The following is a 22264-nucleotide window of genomic DNA, read 5'->3' as shown; positions in this document are numbered from 1 at the left end:
ATCGTATGCGGTATTAATCCGGCTTTCGCCGGGCTATCCCCCACTACAGGACACGTTCCGATGTATTACTCACCCGTTCGCCACTCGCCACCAGGGTTGCCCCCGTGCTGCCGTTCGACTTGCATGTGTAAGGCATGCCGCCAGCGTTCAATCTGAGCCAGGATCAAACTCTTCAGTTCAAACCTGTTACTGTTTTCGGTTCATTTAAGAACCGGTCGCTCACTCAACGTACTGACGATGATTTGATTGCTCAAACCTTCCTCTAATACTGTGTGAGACTTGATACTTTCGCTTGGTCGGCAGATCCCGAAGGATCCACCTCGCGTCGCGCATCAAGCGCCCACACTTATCGGCTGTTAATTTTTAAAGATCGGTTACGCATTCACTACCGGACCGGCACCGCGCGTCGTCAACATCACAACTACCCGGCACCGCTTCGTTCTGCGTCGCTGCATCAGCAGCAGAGAAACGAGATTATGAAGGCTCTTTTTCGTTTCGTCAACAACATTTTTTCGCTTTCGCTTAAAACCTTGTTGACGCTACGGCCGCTGGTTTCTGCCGCGGCCCTCGTTCGCAAACGAGGAGGCGAATCTTAGGCGAACATCAGCCATATGACAAGGGTTTGACCGAAATCTTTTTTGCAAGTCACCTGCGGGTCGATTTCACCACTGCGTCCATCGGAACCGCCTCAGCCATAGCTGTGTAGCCGGCGTCGCTCGGATGGATGTGATCGCCGCTGTCAAAGCCACGCTGCAGGCGGTCCGGCTGCGCCGGATCGCGCAGCGCAGCGTCGAAATCGACGACGCCGTCGAAAGCGTGGCTGGTCCGAATCCACTGATTGACGGCGAGCCGAATGCTTTCTCGCTGCGACGGAAGCGACGCCGGCGTCAGCGTCGCGCCGAACACCTTCACGCCGGCATGCCGTGCCGCGGCGATCAACCGCTGGTACCCGGCGATCAGATCGGCAGCCGTCACCGAGGTGTGCGGGAAGTCGCAGTCGAGGCCGTTACGCGGCGGCATCGCCGCAAAATTGATGTCATTGATACCGATCAAAAGAATCGCCGTCTTGACGCCCGGGCGCGTGAGCACGTCGTGCTCGAAGCGCGTCGCGAGCGCGTCGCCGTAGCAAGGGGAGTCGCTCAGCAAGCGGTTGCCGCTGATCCCCAGATTGACGATCGCGGTCGACCGTTCGCCGCTAGTGGCGAACCGGCGCGCCAACGCGTCCGGCCAGCGGCGATTCTGGTTCAGGCTGGAACGCATGCCGTCCGTGATCGAGTCGCCGATCGCGGCAACGGCGGTGGATGCAGGCGCCGCGTCCACCGACAATCCTGTCACCCATACATATTGCGTGAACCGGGCGCGAAACGCTTCCGCGGAAGCGTCCGCCGCGTGGTTACCCGGCGCCGAAACGTAGTTCACCTGGTTGGACACGCGGTGCCAAGCCACGATACGTTGCTCGGGACCCATAAACGCGCTGACCGCATAAGGCGCACCTTCGGCAATATCGACAGCGACGGGGTCGCTGTCCAACTCGCCACCCGGCGGAATCGAAACCGCACTCTTGCCACCGAACGTCACGCGCGCCTCGCCGTTACCAGCCGCCGCCGCGCCACCCGCCGAGCGTGCGATACGCAGATCTTCGATGACGAGCGGAGTCTTGCCGTACCGGTTGCTGAGGTGGACTCGCGCTGACTTTCCGGACAGTGTCGGATACACAATCTGACGAACCGTGCGCCCGGCTACTTCCGGCGCGCGATAGAGCGGCGGCAAGTCCGCCCGCTGTGGGATAGGTTGCAGCGCTGTCGCCCAGGCGGTGACCCAATGTGCCGGGGCGTCGGCGGCGAAAACGGTTGGGGAAACGGCAAATTGGACAAGCAGCGCCGCGCCGCATGCGGCAGCCAGGGTGCGAATGGTCATTCGGGTGGTCGGTTCGAGGCGAAACGTGCATTGTGCCCGATCACACGAGCCGTCGCGTGTCCGCGCGACGGCACTCCAGCGCTTGCCGACTCAGGCCGCCTGTGCCCCGGCCATCTTCAACGCGAGCGCTTCAGCGACTTCGATTCCGTCGATGGCCGCCGAATAGATCCCACCGGCATACCCTGCGCCTTCGCCAGCCGGATACAGACCTTCGACGTTCATGCTTTGATAGTCGTCCCGCCGACGCACGCGAATCGGCGACGACGTTCTCGTCTCGACGCCCGTCAGCACCGCGTCGTGCATTGCAAAGCCGGCGATCTTCTTGTCCATCTGCGGCAGAGCTTCGCGAATGGCCTCGATCACATAGTCGGGAAGCGCGGTGCTGAGATCGGTTGGATGCACGCCGGGTTTGTACGACGGCACCACCGAACCCAGCGACGTGGACGGTCGGCCGGCGATAAAGTCGCCGACCAGTTGGCCCGGCGCCATATAGTTGCCGCCGCCGAGCTCGAAAGCCCGCTCTTCCCACTTGCGCTGAAAAGCGATGCCGGCGAGCGGGCCGCCCGGATAGTCGTCCGGCGTGATGCCGACGACGATCCCCGCGTTGGCGTTCCGCTCCGCCCGCGAGTACTGGCTCATGCCGTTGGTCACCACGCGACCAGGCTCGGACGTCGCCGCCACAACGGTGCCACCAGGGCACATGCAAAAACTGTAGACAGCGCGGCCATTGCTGCAGTGATGCACCACCTTATAGTCGGCGGCGCCCAACTGTTTGTGACCGGCAAACTTGCCGAAACGGCTACGGTCGATCAAACCCTGCGGATGTTCGATGCGGAACCCGAGTGAAAACGGCTTCGCTTCAATATAGACGCCGCGGTCGTTGAGCATCTGGAAAGTGTCACGCGCGCTATGACCGACCGCCAGCACCACATGGTCGCAGCGCAGCGTTTCGCCGGTCGACAGCTTCAGCCCGCGCACCTTGCCCTGATCGATCTCGATATCGTCGACGCGGCTTTCGAAACGCACCTCGCCGCCCAGCTCGTGGATGGTCGCGCGCATTTTTTCGACCATGCTCACAAGCCGGAACGTGCCGATATGCGGTCGGCTCAGAAACAGAATGTCTTCCGGCGCGCCGGCTCGCACGAATTCCTCGAGCACCTTGCGCCCGTAGTGCTTCGGATCCTTGATCTGGCTGTACAGCTTGCCGTCCGAGAAGGTGCCCGCGCCGCCTTCGCCGAACTGCACATTCGACTCGGGATTGAGCACCGACTTGCGCCACAGGCCAAAAGTGTCCTTGGTGCGCTCGCGCACGGCCTTGCCGCGCTCGAGAATGATCGGCCGGAAGCCCATTTGAGCGAGGATCAGACCGGCGAACAGGCCGCACGGCCCCATGCCGATCACGACCGGGCGCAGCGCGGTCATCTGCGTCGGCGCTTTGGCAACGAACCGGTAGGCCATGTCAGGTGTGACGCCGCAGTGCGGCACATCGGCGAGTCGCTTGAGCGCGGCCGCTTCATCCGTGACCTCGACATCGACGATGTACGTGAGTTTGATGTCGGCGCGCTTGCGCGCATCGTGCGCGCGGCGAAATACGGTGTATCGGATGAGCCCGTCCGCGGCCACGCCGAGTTCCACGAGGCGCGCACGCACGGCGGCTTCGAGGGCGCTCTCGGGATGATCGAGCGGGAGTTTGATTTCGCTTAAACGTAACATGAGTACCGGGGGATGCAGGAAGGCCGCAAATCGTGGCCAATTCGCAATTTTATAGGTTTAGTGTGGGGGCGGGGCGCCGGCGCAGACGAAACGCTTGCCAAGGAAACCGCCCAAGCCCCTATCGGCCCAATCGACCCATCTCAAAAAATTTATTAACCGACCGGTCGGTTGGTTTATACTGTGCGCACACAGACAACTTCCGCAGAGAGCGTCCCCATGTACACGCAATCCCTGGATATTCCCGGCAATGTCGCCCCGCTGGATGCGGGCGCAGACTCGTCCGAGCAGACGCAGTTCGACGCGGTCATGGCCGCCGACGGCAAGATCGAAGCTCAGGACTGGATGCCGGAGGCCTACCGCAAGACGCTGGTCCGGCAAATTTCGCAACACGCGCATTCGGAAATCGTCGGCATGCTGCCAGAGGGTAACTGGATCACGCGCGCGCCCAGCCTGAAGCGCAAGGCAATTCTGCTTGCCAAAGTGCAGGACGAAGCCGGCCACGGCCTCTATCTATACAGCGCGGCGGAAACGCTCGGCGTGTCGCGCGACCAGTTGATCGCAGCGCTGCACTCGGGCAAAGCCAAATATTCGAGCATCTTCAATTACCCGACGCCCACATGGGCCGACGTCGGCGTGATCGGCTGGCTGGTGGACGGCGCGGCGATCATGAACCAGATTCCGCTGTGCCGTTGCACGTATGGCCCGTACGCGCGCGCCATGATCCGCATCTGCAAGGAAGAGTCGTTCCACCAACGCCAGGGTTTCGACGCGCTCATGTCGATGATGGCCGGCACCGAAGCGCAACGTGAACTGGTCCAGCAGGCGGTGAATCGCTGGTGGTGGCCGGTGTTGATGATGTTCGGCCCGAGCGACAAGGATTCGATCCACAGCAATCAGTCGTCGAAATGGGGCATCAAGCGCATTTCGAACGACGACCTGCGTCAGAAATTCGTCGACGCGACCGTCGACCAGGCCAAGGTTCTCGGCGTCACGTTGCCCGATCCGGACCTGAAATGGAACGAAGCGCGCGGCCATCATGACTACGGCGACATCGACTGGGAAGAATTCTGGCGCGTGGTGAACGGCGACGGTCCGTGCAACCGCGAGCGTCTCGCCACCCGCGTCAAAGCCCACGACGACGGCGCCTGGGTTCGCGAAGCCGCCCTCGCCCACGCCGACAAGCAGCGCCAGCGCGCACAACAGCACGCCGCCTAAGCAGCGCGGCATGCCAGACAAAGCATCTCAGGAGATCTGCAATGAACAAGGAATGGCCGATTTGGGAAGTCTTCGTGCGCAGCAAGCAGGGACTCGACCACAAACACTGCGGTAGCCTGCACGCCGCCGACGCGCCGATGGCGCTGCGCATGGCGCGCGACGTCTACACGCGCCGCCAGGAAGGTGTGAGCATCTGGGTGGTGCCGTCGTCGGCGATTACGGCGTCCGCGCCGGAAGACAAGGCGGAGCTGTTCGAACCGGCTGGCGACAAGATTTACCGCCACCCGACGTTCTATACGCTCCCCGACGAAGTCAACCACATGTAAGCGCGGCCATGAACATCACGCCCCAACATCTCCAATACGTGCTGCGCCTCGCGGACACCGCGCTGATCCTCGGTCAGCGCAATACCGAATGGTGCGGCCACGGCCCGATCCTCGAAGAGGACATCGCGCTGTCGAACATGAGCCTCGACCTGATCGGCCAGGCGCGCCTGCTGTACACGCACGCCGCGTCGCTCGAGCAACAACTCACCGGCAAAAGCCGCACGGAAGACGACTACGCGTACTTTCGCGCCGAGCGCGAGTTCGCCAACTACACGCTCGCCGAGTTGCCGCATGTCGGCCCGCTGTCGGCCACCGCGCAAGCCGAGAAGGATTACGCGGTCACGATCGTCCGCAATTTCCTCTACTCGACGTTGATGGCGCATCTCTGGACGGCGCTCACGGCATCCACCGACGAGCAACTGGCGGCGATCGCGTCGAAGTCGATCAAGGAAACCAGCTATCACGTGCATCACGCGCGCGAGTGGCTGATCCGTTTCGGCGATGGCACCGAGGAATCGCATCGCCGAGCGCAAGCCGCACTGGACTATCTGGTGCCGTACACGCGCGAATTCTTCAGCACGGACGCCGTTGAGGAAGTCGTTGCGGCAGCCGGCATCGGCCCGTTGACGTCGGACCTCGAAGCGGCGTGGCTCGACGACGTGCGCGCTACGCTCGACGAAGCCACCTTGACGCTGCCCGAGCCGGTCAAGCACATCACGACCGGCAAACACGGCGAGCATTCCGAGCACATGGGTTTCGTGCTGGCCGAAATGCAGAGCCTTGCACGCCAGCATCCCGGCGCCACCTGGTAATCCGACGATGACGACTTCGACTGCCCTTCGCACAAACGACATGACCGACACGACCGACGCCGCGCTCGCACGCGCATGGGCCGTGCTCGAAGCGGTGCCTGATCCGGAGATTCCGGTGGTGTCGATTCGCGAGCTCGGCATCCTGCGCGACGTGCGGCGCGCCGCCGACGGCACGCTCGAAGTCGTGATCACGCCGACCTACTCCGGTTGCCCGGCCATGTCGCAGATTGCCGAAGACGTCGCGCATGCGCTCGACGTGGCGGAGCTCAAGCCTTATCGGATCGCCACGGTGCTCGCGCCTGCCTGGACCACGGACTGGATGACCGCCGACGCACGCGAAAAACTGCGCGCCTATGGCATCGCGCCGCCCACGGGAAATTGCGGTTCGCCTGCGCCCGTGCAGGAAAAAGTGATGCGCTTCGTGCCCCGCGCGCTGCCCGCGCCGTCGTGCCCGCGCTGTGGCTCGGCGCACACCGAGCGTCTCGCGCAATTCGGCTCGACCGCCTGCAAAGCCTTGTACCGCTGCCTCGACTGCCGCGAACCCTTCGACTACTTCAAACCATACTGATATGGCCACCCCGCAATTTCACCCGCTGCGTATCCGCGAAGTACGGCCCGAAACCGCCGATTCGGTTTCGGTCGCCTTCGAAGTCCCCGCTGAACTGCGCGACCACTATCGCTTCACGCAAGGCCAGTTCGTCACGCTGAAGACGCATATCGACGGTGAGGAAACGCGCCGTTCGTATTCGATCTGCGTCGGCGTCACCGATTACGACCGCGACGGCGAACTGCGCATCGGCATCAAGCGCGTACGCGGTGGGCGTTTCTCGAACTTCGCCTTCGACACGCTGCAGCCCGGCCACACGATCGAGGTGATGACGCCGGACGGGCGCTTCTTCACCCATTTGAACGCCGATCAAGGCCAGCAATACCTGGCGTTCTCGGGCGGCTCGGGCATTACGCCGGTGCTGGCCATCATCAAGACCACGCTCGAAGTCGAACCGCGCAGCACCTTCACATTGGTGTACGGCAACCGCAGCGTCGATCAGATCATGTTCGCGGAAGAGCTCGAGGATCTGAAGAACCGCTTCATGAACCGCTTCGTGCTCTATCACGTGCTGTCCGACGATCTGCAGGACGTCGAGCTGTTCAACGGCGTGCTCGATCAGGAGAAGTGCGCGGCCTTCATCGAGAATCTGTTGCCGGCAGATGCGATCGACGAGGCCTTCATCTGCGGCCCCGGTCCGATGATGGACGCCGCCGAAGCCGCGCTGAAGGCCGCCGGCGTGCCGTCGGAAAAGGTGCACGTGGAGCGCTTCGGTTCGCCGCTGCCGCAAGCGGGCGTGCCGCCGGTCGAAATCACCGAAGACACGCCGGCTGCCGATCTCGAAATCGTGCTCGACGGCAAACGCCGCAAGCTGCGCCTGCCGTATCAGGGCGTGAGCGTGCTCGACGTCGGCCTGCGCGCCGGTCTTGCGCTGCCTTATGCGTGCAAGGGTGGCGTCTGCTGCACCTGCCGCGCGAAGGTGCTGGAAGGCGAAGTGAAGATGGAAAAGAACTACACGCTCGAAGAACACGAGATCCGCGACGGTTTCGTGCTGACGTGCCAATGTCATCCAATCAGCGACCGCGTGGTGGTGAGCTACGACGAACGTTGAACCGCGTGCGGCGGGCGAGCCTGCTAGACGTCCGCCGCGCTTTCAGCAGTTCCGCGATCCGCTTACACTAGGGGCCGCTCGCGATCGGACACCTGTTCCGGTCGATGAGCGGCCCCTAGTGTTGTTAACCGCCCTACGCCACTGCCGATGAGCACGATCCACCTCACCAACGGCGATGTCGCCGCCGAGTCACTGCGCACCGCATTGCGGGATGCCGGCCGCGGCGATTGCGTGCACGCCTTGCGCGACGATCTCGCGGTCGGCCCGCTACGCGGCGTCGACGACGCACCGGACGTGCGCGCGGACTTCTGGGATCGCGTGAGTGCGGACACCCGGCGTGATTTCCTTCGGGAATTCCGCGAACAGGCTGCGGCGCTGGAGAATATCGCGCGCGGCGAAGCGAATCTGGTGGTGTGGCACGGGGAAAGCGCATCGGATCAATTGATGCTGCGCCGCGTCTGCTACCACCTGCGCAACAGCCCGCAGCGCCTGAACGAAGTGCGTCTGTCGATTCGCGATCTTACCGATCCGGGCGCGTGGGCGCACAGCCGCAAAGACCGCGCGACGTCGGTCGGCATGTTCGCGCCGGCCGTGCTGCAATCCCGGCTGCCGGACGCCGCGCCGATTTCCGTACTGCGCATCAGCCGGCTCGCGCTCGAATGGCAGGAAGTCAAACACGCGAACGGCGAAACGCGGCGCTGGCGCGACAATACGTTCACGAGCGGCAGCTTCGCGGAACTGGACGCGCTGATTTTCGAGCACGTCACTGAAGACTGGCAGCCCGCCGCGCGCGTTGCCGCCGAATTGATGACCGCCGAACTCGGATTCCTGGTCAGCGACAGCATTGTGCTGTGGCGCTTCCGCGAACTGGCCGCGACCCGGCGCATCAGGCTGCGCGGCGACGCGAGCGCATGGCGCACGCTCGAATTGTGCGCGGCCTTCGCCCCCTGTCCACACTAATACAACAGACGACTATGGCCCGCACCCGTGCCCCCGACCACGAAACCCAGCGCGAGCAGATTCTCGAACTCGCCGCGGCAAAATTCGCCCAGACCAGCTATCCGAGCACCTCGATGGCCGATCTCGCCGCCGCGAGCGGCACCTCGAAAGCGCGCCTCTACCACTACTACGCGAGCAAGGAAGCGATCCTGTTCGATCTGCTGGACCGTTACACCAAGCGGCTGATGCTGATCATCGCCGAGGTAGAAGGCGCGAGTCAGCGGCGCGGTTTGTCGGAGCGGGAAACCTTCGCCGAGCTGATCCGGGCGTTTTTGTCGGAGTACGAGACGTCGCACAGCCGGCACGTCGCGCTGTTGAACGACGTGAAGTATCTGGTCGATACCCAGCGCGAAGTGATCCTGAACCGTCAGCGCGACGTGGTCGCCGCTTTTGCGCGACAGTTGGCCCGCGCGTACCCGGAGCGCGCCACGCGCGACAACCAGACCGCGCTCACCATGATGGTGTTCGGCATGATCAACTGGACATTCACCTGGCTGAAGCCGGATGGCCGGATGGGCTACCGTGAATTCGCCGAGCAGGTGGTCGGTATGGTGGACCACGGATTGAGTTCGAACCCAGCCTGATCCCGCACTGCAGCAATATTCAGACGAAATAATGGACCAGAGTGCCCGATGTGCGACACCGTGTCACGAACGTCTGTTCCATTTATTTATGATTTAAAATCAATAACCTAAAATTAGGGCGCCACCTTTTTAGGCATCTCCTTCAAATATTGATACGGGTTTTCCCTAGTGATCGGTCTGGATCTCCGCTAAAATTGCTTTTGCGGTGCACCACGCCGCTCGACTAAAAGGAGAACCCGACCATGAACTTGATTACACCCCGCGCCGCTGAGCCGATCGTCGCGCACGATCGTTTGACGCAGCCAGCCGGTCGTGCGCCTGCTCTGGTCCGCGAGCTCACCGCTGTCGACCGCGAGCGTCTGCTGACCCACTTCCTCGCACTCGACGAAGACGACCGGCTCCTGCGCTTCGGCCAGATCGTGCCGGATCACGTCATCGAAAACTATGTTCGCGCGATCGACTTCAAGCGCGATACCGTCTTCGGCGTGTTCAACAATCAACTGCAGTTGACCGGCGTCGGCCACCTGGCCTATCTGCCTGCCGAAGGCGACAAGCGCACGGCGGAGTTCGGCGTGTCCGTGCTGGAAAGCGTCCGCGGCCAGGGCATCGGCACGAAGCTGTTCGAGCGCGCCGCCATTCGCAGCCGCAATACGCACGTCACCATGCTGTACATGCACTGCCTGTCGCGCAATTCGACCATGATGCACATCGCGAAGAAGGCCGGCATGAAGATCGAATACGCCTACGGCGAGGCCGACGCTTACCTCACGCTGCCGCCGGCGGATCAATCGAGCATCATCGCTGAAATGCTGCAGGAGCAGGCTGCAGTGTTCGACTACGCGCTCAAGCGGCAAGCGCGTCAGGCGTCGAAGCTGTTCGAGTCGTTCATGCCGACGGAAGTCGCAGCCTAAAACGCTTGCGCTTCGGCAAACAACAAAGGGCGGCCCCGTGGCTGCCCTTTTTGTTTGCTGGGCGGTCGCACGCCACGCCGTCGTGCTCACAAAATCGGCAGCGCCGTCGTCTCCTTGATCTTTTCCAGTGAGAAGCTCGTTTTCACGTCGATCACCGACGGATGGTGTAGCAACTGGTCCTGCACGAAGCGCGAAAAGTGCGCCATGTCCTCCACCTGGACGCGCAGCAGGTAGTCCATCTCGCCCGTCATCGCATGACACGCCACCACTTCCGGCCACGTCTGGACGGCCGCGCGAAACAGATCGGCATGCGTGGCGTCACCGCGCGGACTGAGCGCCGGACCGCCGCGCTTTTCCAGCCGCACATTCACGTACGCGAGCAAGTCGAGCCCAAGCCGCTGCGCATCGAGCAACGCGACATAGCCGCGGATCACACCGCTCTCTTCCAGCCGCCGGATACGCCGCAAACACGGACTCGGCGAAAGATTGATGCGCTCGGCGATCTCCTGATTCGACAGCCGGCCATTCTCCTGAAGGATCGCCAGAATCCGCCTGTCGATGGCGTCTATCTCTATATTGGCCATTTTCTGCCGTCCATTCAAAACATTGAGCTATAAACTAGCGTCAGCGTATCGATGCGCGATTAAGTTCGCAAGTTTTCGCCGCAGGCAGGCCTTTACACTTGCGTCATTCAGTCGCGCTCAATCGCACATCCGGAGACAGACATGCAGGTTTCAACTTGGGAAAATCCGCTCGGCACCGACGGCTTCGAGTTCATCGAATACACCGCGCCGGATCCGAAGGCGCTCGGCAAGCTCTTCGAGCAGATGGGCTTCACCGCCGTCGCGCGGCATCGTCATAAAGACGTGACGCTGTATCGCCAAGGGGAAATCAACTTCATCGTCAACGGGGAGCCGGATTCGTTCGCACAACGCTTCACGCGTCTGCACGGCCCGTCGATCTGCGCGATCGCTTTCCGCGTTCAGGACGCCGCCAAGGCGTACAAACAGGCTCTGGAAAAAGGCGCCTGGGGCTTCGACAACAAAACCGGCCCGATGGAATTGAACATTCCGGCGATCAAAGGCATTGGCGACTCGCTGATCTATTTCGTCGACCGCTGGCGCGGCAAGAACGGCGCCGAGCCGAACAGCATCGGCAACATCGACATTTACGATGTCGACTTCGAACCCATTCCGGGCGCGAACCCGAATCCGGTCGGCCACGGCCTGACCTACATCGACCACCTGACGCACAACGTGCATCGCGGCCGGATGCAGGAATGGGCGGAGTTCTACGAGCGTCTGTTCAACTTCCGCGAAGTGCGTTACTTCGATATCGAAGGCAAGGTGACGGGCGTGAAGTCCAAGGCGATGACCTCGCCGTGCGGCAAGATCCGCATCCCGATCAACGAAGAAGGTTCGGAGACCGCCGGCCAGATTCAGGAATATCTCGACGCATACCACGGCGAAGGCATTCAGCACATTGCCCTCGGCAGCAACGACATCTACCGCACGGTGGACGGCTTGCGCGAATCGAACATCTCGCTGCTCGACACGATCGACACTTATTACGAGTTGGTCGATCGCCGCGTGCCGAATCACGGTGAGCCGCTGGACGAATTGCGCAAGCGCAAGATCCTGATCGACGGCGCACCCGATGATTTGCTGCTGCAGATCTTCACCGAAAACCAGATCGGCCCGATTTTCTTCGAGATCATTCAGCGCAAGGGCAATCAGGGCTTCGGTGAGGGCAACTTCAAGGCGCTGTTCGAATCGATCGAACTGGATCAGATTCGCCGTGGCGTGGTGCAGGACAAAGTCTGACGGCTTGCGCCGCTTCACGAGAGCGGACACATAGCTCCAAATGAAAAGGGCGAAGATCTCACGATCCTCGCCCTTTTCATTGGCGCCGTTGTCTCAGGTGAAACCTTGGTCGGACAACGGCTGGTTATTCAACCGACACACCGCCTGCGCGGCGCATCACGAATTCTGGTCTTCCTCGTCGGACTTGGTGGATCGCGTGACGCGGTCCATGGCAATGCGTGCGGGCGCGACCTGCGCCGTACGGGTTACAGCGTTCGACAGCGCGCCTGCACTGCCCGAGTTCGAGCGCACCGGTGCGCTCATGGCGAAAAATGCGGCCGAAACCATCAGGAACGTCTGGATGTTTCTCGTGTTCATGCGTACTCCTTTTCTGACTGCCCTGTTGTCGTGAAGCTCCGCCGAATGCGGAGCGTTGCGCGGACATTGCTCACAGGTTGGGGGTTAGACAGACATTTCAACTGCGGTTCCGCACATTTGTAGTTTTTACAGCTTGTTACAGGCCGTCGCAGGAACAGCGGGCGCGCACACGCCGAGCGGCCGCACGCCTACATCGGCCGTATCGCTGCAGTCCCCCTTTTTTTCGCAGCCTGCGGCGGGTTTTCACCAGTGCTACCATCACTTAAAACACGTCAAGATGACGGCCCCGGCCCTACGCATTCACAAGATGCCGCGGCCCAAAAAAGTTTTGGTGATCCCAAACTGGTTGGAGGAGTACACATAATGAACGCCCCGCTAGACGCAGGTCAGCGAGCCTCGCTCGAAGCCGCGTTGTCTTCCGTCACGCTCGACGACAAATACACCCTCGAACGCGGCCGCGCGTACATGAGCGGCATCCAGGCGCTGGTGCGTCTGCCGATGCTGCAACAGGAACGCGACCAGGCCGCCGGGCTCAATACCGCCGGCTTCATCTCCGGTTACCGCGGATCGCCACTCGGCGGACTCGACCAATCCCTGTGGAAGGCGAAACAGCATCTCGCCGCGCATCAGGTCGTGTTCCAGCCAGGCGTCAACGAAGACCTCGCGGCCACCGCCGTTTGGGGTTCGCAGCAGGTCAATCTGTACCCGAGCGCCAAATACGACGGCGTGTTCTCGATGTGGTACGGCAAAGGCCCGGGTGTCGACCGATCCGGCGACGTCTTCAAGCATGGCAACTCGGCCGGCTCGGCGCGCAACGGCGGCGTTCTCGTGCTCGCCGGCGACGACCACGCGGCGAAATCGTCCACGCTCGCGCACCAGTCCGAACACATTTTCAAGGCGTGCGGCCTGCCGGTTCTGTTCCCTTCGAATGTGCAGGAATATCTCGACTTCGGTCTGCACGGCTGGGCGATGAGCCGCTATTCCGGCCTGTGGGTCGCGATGAAGTGCGTAACCGACGTGGTCGAATCGTCGGCATCGGTCGATATCGATCCGCACCGCACGAAGATCATCCTGCCGGAAGACTTCGCGATGCCCGAGGGCGGCCTGAATATCCGCTGGCCCGATCCGCCGCTGGTGCAGGAAGCGCGTCTGCTCGACTACAAGTGGTACGCGGCGCTCGCCTACGTGCGCGCCAATAAACTGGACCGCGTCGAAATCGATTCGCCGCATGCGCGTTTCGGCATCATGACCGGCGGCAAGGCGTATCTCGACGTGCGTCAGGCGCTGACCGACCTCGGTCTCGATGACGAAACGTGTTCGCGCATCGGCATCCGTCTGTATAAGGTCGGTTGCGTGTGGCCGCTCGAAGCGCAAGGCGCGCAGGCTTTCGCGCGCGGCCTCGACGAAATTCTGGTGGTCGAGGAAAAGCGCCAGATTCTCGAATACGCGATCAAGGAAGAGCTGTACAACTGGCCCGACGCACAGCGTCCGCGCGTGTTCGGCAAGTTCGACGAGAAAGACGGCGCGGGCGGCGAATGGTCGGTGCCGATGGGCAACTGGCTGCTGCCGGCGCACTATGAACTCTCGCCGGCGATCATCGCCAAGGCTATCGCCACGCGGCTCGACAAATTCGACCTGCCGTCCGATGTGCGCGCTCGCATCGCCATGCGCATCGCGGTGATCGAAGCGAAGGAAAAGGCGCTGGCGCGGCCGCGCGTCGAAGCCGAACGCAAGCCGTGGTTCTGCTCGGGCTGCCCGCACAACACATCGACCAATGTGCCGGAAGGCTCGCGTGCGATGGCCGGCATCGGCTGCCATTACATGACGGTCTGGATGGACCGCAGCACCAGCACGTTCAGCCAGATGGGCGGCGAAGGCGTCGCGTGGATCGGCCAGGCGCCGTTCAGCAACGACAAGCACGTGTTCGCCAATCTCGGCGACGGCACGTACTTCCACTCAGGGCTGTTGGCAATTCGCGCGGCGATCGCGTCGAAGGCCAACATCACCTACAAGATTCTCTATAACGACGCGGTCGCCATGACCGGCGGCCAGCCGGTCGACGGCGTGCTGACCGTGCCGCAGATCACGCACCAGCTCGCCGCGGAAGGCGCGACGAAAATCGTGATCGTCACCGACGAGCCGGAGAAGTACTCGGCGAACGTGGGCCTTGCGCCCGGTATCGACATCCACCATCGCGACAAGCTCGACGAAGTGCAGCGCCAACTGCGCGAAGTGTCCGGCACGACGATCCTGATCTACGACCAGACTTGCGCGACCGAAAAACGCCGCCGCAGGAAACGCGGCACGTATCCGGATCCGGCGCGCCGCGTCGTGATCAACGAAGCGGTGTGCGAAGGCTGCGGCGATTGCTCGGTGAAGTCGAACTGCCTGTCGGTCGAACCGCTCGATACCGAATACGGTACGAAGCGCCAGATCAATCAATCGACCTGCAACAAGGACTTCTCGTGCGTGAACGGTTTCTGCCCGAGCTTCGTCTCCGTTGAAGGCGGTCAGTTGCGCAAGCCGAAGGCCGCCTCCGGCGTCGCCGGCGACGCGATGCCGCCGGTGCCGGAACCGGAATTGCCGTCCATGGAGCGGCCGTACGGCGTGCTGGTGACGGGCGTCGGCGGCACGGGCGTCGTGACGATCGGCGCGTTGCTCGGCATGGCCGCGCATCTGGAGAACAAGGGCGTCACCGTGCTCGACGTCACCGGCCTCGCGCAAAAAGGCGGCGCCGTGATGAGTCACGTGCAGATCGCGAAAAATCCGGCCGACATCCACGCGACCCGCATCGCCATGGGCGAAGCAAGCCTCGTGATCGGCTGCGACGCGATCGTCACGGCCAGCGACGAATGCGTGTCGCGCATGCAGGCAGGCCGCACACGCGTCGTGTTGAACAGCGCGCATACGCCGACTGCCGAACTCATCAAGAACCCGAACTGGCGCTTCCCTGGCAGCAGCACGGAAGCGGACGTGCGCGCCGCCGCCGGCGACGACGGTGTCGATACGGTCGACGCGAATCACTTCGCAGTCGCGCTGCTCGGCGATGCGATCTATACGAATCCGTTCGTGCTCGGGTATGCATGGCAACGCGGCTGGGTGCCGCTCATGTATGAGTCGCTGATGCGCGCTATCGAGCTGAACAACGTGCAGGTCGAGAAGAACCGCGCGGCGTTCGAGTGGGGCCGCCGTGCAGCGCACGATCTGGCCGGGGTTCGCAAGCTGGCGCAATCGCAAGGACGCGGCGCCGCGGCGGAAACGGCGAGCAGCAAGATCATCTCGCTGCACACGCCGAAGGCCCTCGACACGCTGATCGACAAACGCGCCGAGTACCTGACAGCTTGGCAGAACCGCGCGTATGCCGAGCGTTATCGCGCGGTGGTCTCGCAAGTGCGTGCGGCGGAGTCGGCGCTCGATTCGATCGACGGTCAGTTGCCGTTGACCGAGGCGGTCGCGAAGAACCTGCACAAGCTGATGGCCTACAAGGACGAGTACGAAGTCGCGCGCCTGTACAGCGATCCGGCGTTCATCGAAAAACTGAAGTCGAATTTCGAAGGCGATTGGAAGCTGCACATTCACCTCGCGCCGCCGACGTTCTCGAAGAAGGATGCCAAGGGTCATCTGGTGAAGAAGAAGTACGGCCCTTGGGTTTTCAGCGCGATGCACGTGCTGGCCCGCTTCAAGTTCCTGCGCGGAACCGCGCTCGATCTGTTCGGCAAGACGGAAGAGCGTCGCACCGAGCGCGCGTTGATCGGCGAATATGAAGCGCTGGTGCGTGAACTGATCGCCGGCCTGACTGCGCAGAAGCGTGAGCTGGCCATCGAACTGGCGAATCTGCCCGACGGCATCCGCGGCTATGGTCACGTGAAGGAAAACAACCTGAAGGGCGTGCGCGTCAAGTGGAACGAGTTGCTCGCGCGGTGGCGTTCGCCGGAGGCTGGCAAGACGCAACACGCGGCGTGATCGGAATGGCTTGACCGGCTCGCCGGTCTGAAAACAAAAGGCGGCTGTCCTCGCGGACAGTCGCCTTTTTTTACGTGCTATGAGACGTGACGCGTAACGCCGGCGCAACTACTGCGCCAATAAAAAAGCCACGGGTTTAGCACCCGTGGCTTTTGTTGCAAACTCGTCGCGATCGCCTCGACGAGGCGCCGCTCCGAGTCTCAAAGCATCCGCATTACTTCGCGTTCACTGCCTTGCGTGCGTTGGCCGACGCGACTGCCGTCATGTTGATGATCCGGCGCACGGTCGCAGCCGGCGTCAGAATGTGCACCGGCTTTTCCGCGCCCAGCAGGAACGGGCCAACCGTCACGCCTTCGCCGCCGATCATCTTCAGCAGGTTGTACGTGATGTTCGCCGCTTCCACGTTCGGCATGATCAGCAGGTTGGCTTCGCCGGTCAGCGTCGTGCCCGGGAACGCCGCCTTGCGCACCGCTTCCGACAATGCCGCATCGCCATGCATCTCACCGTCGATCTCGAGCGACGGCGCACGTTCGGTAATCAGCTTGCGAGCCGCAGCCATGCGTTGCGACGACGACGACGGCGCGCTGCCGAAGTTCGAGTTCGACAGCAACGCCACCTTCGGCGTGATACCGAACTTCTCCATCTCACCCGCAGCCAGCATCGTCATATCGGCGAGCTGCTCGGCGGTCGGCGTTTCGTTCACGTAGGTATCGCAGATGAACAGATTGCGGCCCGGCAGCATCAGCAGATTCATCGCGGCGAAGTTCTGCACGTTGTCCGCCTTGCCCAGCACCTGTTCGATGAACTTCAGATGCGTGTGGTACTGACCGATCATGCCGCAGATCATGCCGTCCGCTTCGCCGAGGCGCACAAGGATCGCGCCGATCAGCGTGTTGAACTTGCGCATTGCGGCCTTCGCCACGTCCGGCGTCACGCCTTCGCGCGCACCGAGTTCGTGGTACGCCTGCCAGGATTTCTGATAACGCGGATCGTCTTCCGGATCGACGATCTCGAAGTCGTCGCCGCACTTGAGCTTCGAGCCCATCTTCTTCAGACGCATCTCGATCACCGACGGACGGCCGACCAGGATCGGCTTGGCGATCTTTTCCAGCAGCACGAATTGCGCGGCGCGCAGCACGCGCTCGTCTTCACCTTCGGCGAACACGATACGCGCCGGCTCCGACTTGGCCGCGGCGAACACCGGACGCATCACCATGCCCGTGCGATACACGGTCGTGCCGAGTTCTTCGCGATACGCGTCCATGTCCTTGATCGGACGGGTCGCGACGCCCGAATCCATTGCCGCTTGCGCGACGGCCGGCGCGATCTTGATGATCAGGCGCGGATCGAACGGTTTCGGAATCAGATACTCGGGACCGAATTCCAGCGAGTGGCCTTCATAGGCCTTCGCAACTTCATCGCCCTGATCGGTTTCTTCGGCCAGTTCGGCGATTGCGCGCACGCAGGCGAGCTTCATTTCTTCCGTGATGGTGGTGGCGCCGACATCCAGTGCGCCACGGAAGATGAACGGGAAACACAGCACGTTGTTGACCTGGTTCGGATAGTCCGAACGGCCGGTCGCGATGATGCAGTCCGGACGCACTTTCTTCGCGTCTTCCGGGCGGATTTCCGGTTCCGGGTTCGCCAGCGCGAGAATCAGCGGCTGGGTGCCCATTTCGGCGACCATCTCCGGCTTCAGCACGCCTGCGCTCGAGCAGCCGAGGAACACGTCGGAACCGCGGATCGCGTCAGCGAGCGTGCGTGCCTCGGTGTTCGCCGCGTAGCGTTCCTTCGACGGATCGAGGTTGCCGCGGCCTTCGTAGATCACGCCCTTGGAGTCGGTGACGAGAATGTTCTTCTTCGACAAGCCCAGGTTCACCAGCAGATCCAGACACGCGATTGCCGCGGCACCGGCGCCCGAACACACCAGTTTCACTTCGTCGAGCTTCTTGCCGACCACTTTCAGGCCGTTCAGGATAGCCGCCGACGCGATGATCGCGGTGCCGTGCTGATCGTCGTGGAAGACCGGAATCTTCATACGTTCGCGCAGCTTCTTCTCGATGTAGAAGCACTCGGGCGCCTTGATGTCTTCAAGGTTGATACCGCCGAGCGTCGGCTCGAGCATCGCGATCGCTTCGACCAACTTGTCCGGATCGGACTCGGAGAGTTCGATGTCGAACACGTCGATGCCCGCGAACTTCTTGAAGAGACAGCCCTTGCCTTCCATCACCGGCTTCGCGGCGAGCGGGCCGATGTTGCCGAGACCGAGCACGGCCGTGCCGTTCGTGATCACGCCGACCAGGTTGCCACGCGAGGTGTACTTCTGCGCGTCGAGCGGCTCCTCGTAGATCGCCATACAGGCCGCGGCGACGCCCGGCGAGTACGCCAGCGACAGATCGAGCTGATTCGATAGCGGCTTGGTGGGCGTGACCGAAATCTTGCCGGGTTTCGGATTCTGGTGGTATGCGAGAGCGCTTTGCTTAAGTTGTTCGTCCATTTTTTGGCCTGCGAGACGTAAGAAATTGGGCCCGGCACACCGCACGTCAGCGTCGCGTGCATCTATCGAATGGATAATCGACCGAGGCGGTTTGCGCATGCGCCGGTTGAGCGCGGCGTCGAACCTCGCCGGAGGACAGGACGATGCGGAGTGCTTCGCGGGTCGGTTAGTGTACACCCCGAATGAGTCGATGCACTGACTGGTTAACGCTGCTCGCCATCGGCGAAACAGCGCTCGCGCAATGCTGCAGCGCCGCATGCGGCGGCCCTTTCGCGGTTTGTCATGCGCAGGTCACGGACAGGCTGTTTGCGCTCACTCGAGCTCGGCGCCGCGTCGTTCGGGAATCAGAAAGAGTGTCGCGAAGATGTCGAGCAGGTAGATCGACGCAAGCAAAGCCAGCGCCGCGCCGAACGAATAGCGCGCGGCCAGAGCGCCCACCACCACCGGCCCGAAACCGCCCACCGCCCGGCCGATGTTGAACAGCACATTCTGCGCGGTGGCGCGCGCATCGGTTGGATAAAGCTCGGAGATCAGCGCACCGTATCCGCCGATCATGCCGTTGACGAACACGCCCATCGCCGCGCCGCCCATCAGGAGCGCCATCGGCGTGCTCAGGTGAGCGTAGACGAACACCATCACCACGGCGCCCGCCTGGTAGAACAGAAAGGTCGGCTTGCGGCCGAAGCGGTCGGCGGCGATGCCGAACAGCCAGATGCCGCACGCCATGCCCAGAATCGTCGCGGCGGTCCACAGGCCGGATTTGGTCAGCGAATAGCCGAAGGTTTTCGACAGATAGCTCGGCAGCCAGATCATCAGGCCGTAGTAGCCGAAGTTCTGCACTGAACAGAGAATCGCCACGCCGGTGCTGGCGCGCGTGGTGCGGCCATCGGCCACCAGCAATTTCAGCGGCAGCTTGCGCATGCCGCGCGCCACGCGCTCGGTGAAGAGCGCCGGTTCCTCGACCTGGCGCCGCACGAAAAACGACACCACCGCCGGCAACAGCCCGAGCGCGAACATGCCTCGCCAACCGATCACCGGCAATAGCAGCGGCGTCAGCAATGCCGCAGCCAACACGCCGAGCTGCCATCCCAAGCCGACGTACGACGAGACGCGCGCGCGCTGTGACGCCGGCCATGCCTCGGCCACGAGCGTCATGCCGATGCCGAATTCGCCGCCAAGCCCGATTCCGGCGATGGTCCGGTATGTCAGCAGATCGGCATAACCTTGCGCCAGCGCGCACAAGCCGGTGAACACCGCGAAGATCAGGATCGTCCACGTCAGCATGCGCACGCGGCCGAAATAGTCGCTCAGCACGCCGAAAATCAAACCGCCCGCCACTGCGCCGATCAGCGTCCACGTGACGAGCGAACCGGCCTGCGCGGAACTCAGATGCAGATCGGCGGCAATCACCGGCAGCATGAAGCCGAGGATCAGCAGATCGAAGCCGTCCATCGCGTAGCCGAGCACCGAGGCGATCAGCGCCCGGCCGGCGTAACCATTTCTCACGGATGCGCGGGGGTCGGTGGTGGAGGGAGCGGTGTTCATTGAAAGCATTCCGTAGGTCGAATGGGCGGCAATGGCGGCAGGCGCCCGAGAAATTCGCGTGAGTGTAAAGGCGCCTCTGACGCCTCACAAGCGAACCAAAAAGCGCTCGTGGATGCGGGTGCCCGATGCGCCCTTCGATGCCAGCCCAAGCCTGCCCGGTGCGCCCGTTATGACCGTCATTCGCCGCGGCCACGCACGACGGGTTCCTCGGAAGGGTCCGTTTCGGGTAAAATGTCGGCCTACGCGCGCAGCAAAAACCGGCCTGCACTCCACTGACCGGCTGCGTATTCCGCCCGGCATGGCGCGGAATACCACGCTTGCTGCGCCACCGGGCCCCGCGCCCGCTTCTCCCCGCTCACACCCAAGGATCCGCCCATGACAGGCTTCGATCGCCAGACGATCTCCGACACGACCGCCAAAATGCTGCTGGAAGTGCAAGCAGTGCACTTCAACGCGGAGAAACCGTACATTTTCACGTCCGGCTGGGCGAGCCCGGTTTATATCGACTGCCGCAAGCTGATCTCGTATCCGCGCGTGCGCCGCGGCCTGATGGAAATGGCAGAGTCCACGATTCTGCGCGACGTCGGCTATGAGCAGATCGACGCGGTCGCCGGTGGCGAAACCGCAGGCATCCCGTTCGCGGCGTGGCTCTCCGATCGCCTGATGGTGCCGATGCAATACGTGCGCAAGAAGCCGAAGGGTTTTGGCCGCAACGCGCAGATCGAAGGCCTGCTGACTGAAGGTCAACGCGTGCTGCTGGTCGAAGACCTGACCACGGACAGCCGCAGCAAGATCAACTTCATCAACGCGCTGCGCACCGCCGGCGCCACGGTGAACCACTGCTTCGTGCTGTTCCACTACAACATCTTCAAGGAAAGCGTGTCGGTGCTGAAAGACATCGACGTCGATCTGCACGCGCTCGCCACGTGGTGGGACGTGTTGCGCGTCGCGAAGGAAAACAAATACTTCGACACCAAGACGCTCGACGAAGTGGAAAAATTCCTGCACGCACCGGCTGAATGGTCGGCTGCGCACGGCGGCGCAACCTCGACGCCGCAGTAAGCCTCTCCGCCTCGTGCGGATCGAATAAAAAGGGCGCCTGTCTTATCGACAGGCGCCCTTTTCTATTTTTGCCTTAAGCCTCGTATGCGACCTTAAGACGTTCCGCCTGTGTTTTCCGTTGAATGCGACGACAGGTTCAGCAAGCCATTGCTTTGCGCGTACTGGAACAACTCGGAATCGCGCTCGATGCCGAGCTTGCGCATAGCGGTGTTCTTCTGCGTGCTGATGGTCTTGATGCTGCGGTTCAGATGTTCCGAGATTTCTTTGATCGTCATGCCCGACACGAACAGACGCACCACTTCCAGTTCGCGTTTCGACAGCATCACTTCGTCGTTCTTGCCACCGGCATTCATGCGCAGTGTGTCGAGCGATGCCTTGACCGACGGGCTCATGTATTCGAGGTGGCGGCTGACGTGCTGCACCGCGAGCCCAATATGGCTGAGATCATCCGACTTGTTGACGACAGACGTCACGCCGAGTTCGCTCAGCCGCTTGAGCAACGCGGCGTTCTCGAGCATCGTCAGGACGACGATGGGAAGGTTGGGGAAATTTCGCCGCAGATAGCCGATCAGCGGCAACCCATCGCCGTACTGACCGCCTGGCATCGCCAGATCCGTGACGAGCACGTCGCAGGCAATGGTTTGCAGCACCTTGATCAATTCCGTTGACTGTCGCGCACGCGCGACGACCTGCAGACCGGGAAACTTGAGCAAAGCCTGTTCGGCGCCGAACAGAATAACCGGATGGTCATCAGCGACCACGACCCTGACTGGATCTTGCATTGCCCTCCCCTCGACAGATAAACCACTCTGCAAAACTTCCGACATGTCTTATGTATTCTAGCTACTGAAACGGGTGAGGACGCGGCCTATCTCCGCGGGC

At 62.3% G+C, this 22264-nt stretch carries 18 protein-coding genes and 1 rRNA gene; 11 read left to right on the top strand and 8 right to left on the bottom strand.

Translation table 11 applies throughout. The features are described 5' to 3' along the window. The 3 genes from ACQKRQ_RS12290 to ACQKRQ_RS12280 all read right to left on the bottom strand — a co-directional run. Positions 1 to 179 (bottom strand): 16S ribosomal RNA (locus tag ACQKRQ_RS12290); the annotation flags it as partial. Positions 180 to 645: 466 nt separating this feature from the next. Next, positions 646 to 1917, bottom strand: a complete 1272-nt coding sequence (locus tag ACQKRQ_RS12285; protein WP_427477137.1) for an SGNH/GDSL hydrolase family protein — start codon at positions 1915 to 1917, stop codon at positions 646 to 648. A gap of 90 nt (positions 1918 to 2007) precedes the next feature. Beyond that, the gene (locus tag ACQKRQ_RS12280; RefSeq protein WP_427477135.1) at positions 2008 to 3630 is read right to left on the bottom strand and encodes an NAD(P)/FAD-dependent oxidoreductase; all 1623 of its coding nucleotides are present in this window, start codon (positions 3628 to 3630) and stop codon (positions 2008 to 2010) included. Between the two features lie 216 nt (positions 3631 to 3846). Between ACQKRQ_RS12280 and paaA the strand changes: the two genes are divergently transcribed. From paaA to ACQKRQ_RS12240, 8 genes are all read left to right on the top strand, one after another. After that, entirely contained in the window at positions 3847 to 4845 is a 999-nt protein-coding gene (gene paaA, locus ACQKRQ_RS12275; RefSeq protein ID WP_132376687.1) for a 1,2-phenylacetyl-CoA epoxidase subunit PaaA, read from the top strand. A gap of 41 nt (positions 4846 to 4886) precedes the next feature. Beyond that, a complete protein-coding gene (paaB, locus tag ACQKRQ_RS12270; RefSeq protein ID WP_007179854.1) occupies positions 4887 to 5171 on the top strand; it encodes a 1,2-phenylacetyl-CoA epoxidase subunit PaaB in 285 nt (94 codons plus the stop codon). A gap of 8 nt (positions 5172 to 5179) precedes the next feature. Further along, positions 5180 to 5983 (top strand): 1,2-phenylacetyl-CoA epoxidase subunit PaaC, encoded by an 804-nt coding sequence (gene paaC, locus ACQKRQ_RS12265; protein WP_132376686.1) that lies wholly within the window; start codon positions 5180 to 5182, stop codon positions 5981 to 5983. Positions 5984 to 5990: 7 nt separating this feature from the next. Beyond that, positions 5991 to 6551, top strand: a complete 561-nt coding sequence (paaD, locus tag ACQKRQ_RS12260; protein ID WP_132376685.1) for a 1,2-phenylacetyl-CoA epoxidase subunit PaaD — start codon at positions 5991 to 5993, stop codon at positions 6549 to 6551. 1 nt (position 6552) lies between these two features. Further along, on the top strand, positions 6553 to 7641 hold the full coding sequence (paaE, locus tag ACQKRQ_RS12255) for a 1,2-phenylacetyl-CoA epoxidase subunit PaaE (protein WP_132376684.1): 1089 nt from the start codon (positions 6553 to 6555) through the stop codon (positions 7639 to 7641). A gap of 147 nt (positions 7642 to 7788) precedes the next feature. Further along, on the top strand, positions 7789 to 8601 hold the full coding sequence (locus ACQKRQ_RS12250; RefSeq protein ID WP_427477131.1) for a DUF1835 domain-containing protein: 813 nt from the start codon (positions 7789 to 7791) through the stop codon (positions 8599 to 8601). A gap of 14 nt (positions 8602 to 8615) precedes the next feature. Continuing rightward, positions 8616 to 9224: a TetR/AcrR family transcriptional regulator gene (locus tag ACQKRQ_RS12245; RefSeq protein WP_132376682.1), complete on the top strand. Its 609-nt coding sequence runs from the start codon at positions 8616 to 8618 to the stop codon at positions 9222 to 9224. Positions 9225 to 9466: 242 nt separating this feature from the next. Then, positions 9467 to 10135, top strand: coding sequence for a GNAT family N-acetyltransferase (locus ACQKRQ_RS12240; protein WP_132376681.1), 669 nt, complete (start codon positions 9467 to 9469; stop codon positions 10133 to 10135). An 86-nt stretch (positions 10136 to 10221) separates the two neighbouring features. Here the strand turns inward: ACQKRQ_RS12240 and ACQKRQ_RS12235 are convergent, their stop codons facing one another. Further along, positions 10222 to 10719, bottom strand: coding sequence for an Lrp/AsnC family transcriptional regulator (locus tag ACQKRQ_RS12235; protein ID WP_132376680.1), 498 nt, complete (start codon positions 10717 to 10719; stop codon positions 10222 to 10224). Positions 10720 to 10860: 141 nt separating this feature from the next. Here ACQKRQ_RS12235 and hppD point away from each other — a divergent pair, with 141 nt between their 5' ends. Beyond that, on the top strand, positions 10861 to 11958 hold the full coding sequence (gene hppD, locus ACQKRQ_RS12230) for a 4-hydroxyphenylpyruvate dioxygenase (RefSeq protein ID WP_408176494.1): 1098 nt from the start codon (positions 10861 to 10863) through the stop codon (positions 11956 to 11958). A 156-nt stretch (positions 11959 to 12114) separates the two neighbouring features. On the opposite strand, the gene ACQKRQ_RS12225 is transcribed toward hppD, so the two are convergent. Next, the gene (locus ACQKRQ_RS12225) at positions 12115 to 12315 is read right to left on the bottom strand and encodes a hypothetical protein (protein WP_132376678.1); all 201 of its coding nucleotides are present in this window, start codon (positions 12313 to 12315) and stop codon (positions 12115 to 12117) included. A gap of 363 nt (positions 12316 to 12678) precedes the next feature. Between ACQKRQ_RS12225 and ACQKRQ_RS12220 the strand changes: the two genes are divergently transcribed. Then, the gene (locus ACQKRQ_RS12220) at positions 12679 to 16278 is read left to right on the top strand and encodes an indolepyruvate ferredoxin oxidoreductase family protein (RefSeq protein WP_427477128.1); all 3600 of its coding nucleotides are present in this window, start codon (positions 12679 to 12681) and stop codon (positions 16276 to 16278) included. A gap of 214 nt (positions 16279 to 16492) precedes the next feature. On the opposite strand, the gene ACQKRQ_RS12215 is transcribed toward ACQKRQ_RS12220, so the two are convergent. Next, positions 16493 to 18775 carry an NADP-dependent malic enzyme gene (locus ACQKRQ_RS12215; RefSeq protein ID WP_427477126.1) on the bottom strand — a complete coding sequence of 761 codons (2283 nt, stop codon included), beginning with the start codon at positions 18773 to 18775 and terminating at the stop codon, positions 16493 to 16495. A gap of 312 nt (positions 18776 to 19087) precedes the next feature. Continuing rightward, entirely contained in the window at positions 19088 to 20320 is a 1233-nt protein-coding gene (locus tag ACQKRQ_RS12210) for an MFS transporter (protein WP_427477124.1), read from the bottom strand. Between the two features lie 375 nt (positions 20321 to 20695). Here ACQKRQ_RS12210 and ACQKRQ_RS12205 point away from each other — a divergent pair, with 375 nt between their 5' ends. Further along, entirely contained in the window at positions 20696 to 21382 is a 687-nt protein-coding gene (locus tag ACQKRQ_RS12205) for an orotate phosphoribosyltransferase (protein ID WP_128585320.1), read from the top strand. Positions 21383 to 21474: 92 nt separating this feature from the next. Here ACQKRQ_RS12205 and ACQKRQ_RS12200 read toward each other — a convergent pair whose 3' ends face one another. Then, positions 21475 to 22164 carry a response regulator gene (locus tag ACQKRQ_RS12200; RefSeq protein WP_132376674.1) on the bottom strand — a complete coding sequence of 230 codons (690 nt, stop codon included), beginning with the start codon at positions 22162 to 22164 and terminating at the stop codon, positions 21475 to 21477. Between the last annotated feature and the right edge of the window lie 100 nt (positions 22165 to 22264).

It is taken from the genome of Paraburkholderia sp. NPDC080076 (genome assembly GCF_050281145.1).
Lineage (GTDB): Bacteria > Pseudomonadota > Gammaproteobacteria > Burkholderiales > Burkholderiaceae > Paraburkholderia.
Note: the sequence above shows the minus strand (reverse complement) of the source record. Positions and strands in the feature narration are given on the sequence as shown.

Coding starts and splice junctions, on each gene's coding strand:
- ACQKRQ_RS12285 (WP_427477137.1), bottom strand. CDS start 1,917: ATGACCATTCGCACCCTGGCTGCCGCATGCGGCGCGGCGCTGCTTGTC.
- ACQKRQ_RS12280 (WP_427477135.1), bottom strand. CDS start 3,630: ATGTTACGTTTAAGCGAAATCAAACTCCCGCTCGATCATCCCGAGAGC.
- paaA (WP_132376687.1), top strand. CDS start 3,847: ATGTACACGCAATCCCTGGATATTCCCGGCAATGTCGCCCCGCTGGAT.
- paaB (WP_007179854.1), top strand. CDS start 4,887: ATGAACAAGGAATGGCCGATTTGGGAAGTCTTCGTGCGCAGCAAGCAG.
- paaC (WP_132376686.1), top strand. CDS start 5,180: ATGAACATCACGCCCCAACATCTCCAATACGTGCTGCGCCTCGCGGAC.
- paaD (WP_132376685.1), top strand. CDS start 5,991: ATGACGACTTCGACTGCCCTTCGCACAAACGACATGACCGACACGACC.
- paaE (WP_132376684.1), top strand. CDS start 6,553: ATGGCCACCCCGCAATTTCACCCGCTGCGTATCCGCGAAGTACGGCCC.
- ACQKRQ_RS12250 (WP_427477131.1), top strand. CDS start 7,789: ATGAGCACGATCCACCTCACCAACGGCGATGTCGCCGCCGAGTCACTG.
- ACQKRQ_RS12245 (WP_132376682.1), top strand. CDS start 8,616: ATGGCCCGCACCCGTGCCCCCGACCACGAAACCCAGCGCGAGCAGATT.
- ACQKRQ_RS12240 (WP_132376681.1), top strand. CDS start 9,467: ATGAACTTGATTACACCCCGCGCCGCTGAGCCGATCGTCGCGCACGAT.
- ACQKRQ_RS12235 (WP_132376680.1), bottom strand. CDS start 10,719: ATGGCCAATATAGAGATAGACGCCATCGACAGGCGGATTCTGGCGATC.
- hppD (WP_408176494.1), top strand. CDS start 10,861: ATGCAGGTTTCAACTTGGGAAAATCCGCTCGGCACCGACGGCTTCGAG.
- ACQKRQ_RS12225 (WP_132376678.1), bottom strand. CDS start 12,315: ATGAACACGAGAAACATCCAGACGTTCCTGATGGTTTCGGCCGCATTT.
- ACQKRQ_RS12220 (WP_427477128.1), top strand. CDS start 12,679: ATGAACGCCCCGCTAGACGCAGGTCAGCGAGCCTCGCTCGAAGCCGCG.
- ACQKRQ_RS12215 (WP_427477126.1), bottom strand. CDS start 18,775: ATGGACGAACAACTTAAGCAAAGCGCTCTCGCATACCACCAGAATCCG.
- ACQKRQ_RS12210 (WP_427477124.1), bottom strand. CDS start 20,320: ATGAACACCGCTCCCTCCACCACCGACCCCCGCGCATCCGTGAGAAAT.
- ACQKRQ_RS12205 (WP_128585320.1), top strand. CDS start 20,696: ATGACAGGCTTCGATCGCCAGACGATCTCCGACACGACCGCCAAAATG.
- ACQKRQ_RS12200 (WP_132376674.1), bottom strand. CDS start 22,164: ATGCAAGATCCAGTCAGGGTCGTGGTCGCTGATGACCATCCGGTTATT.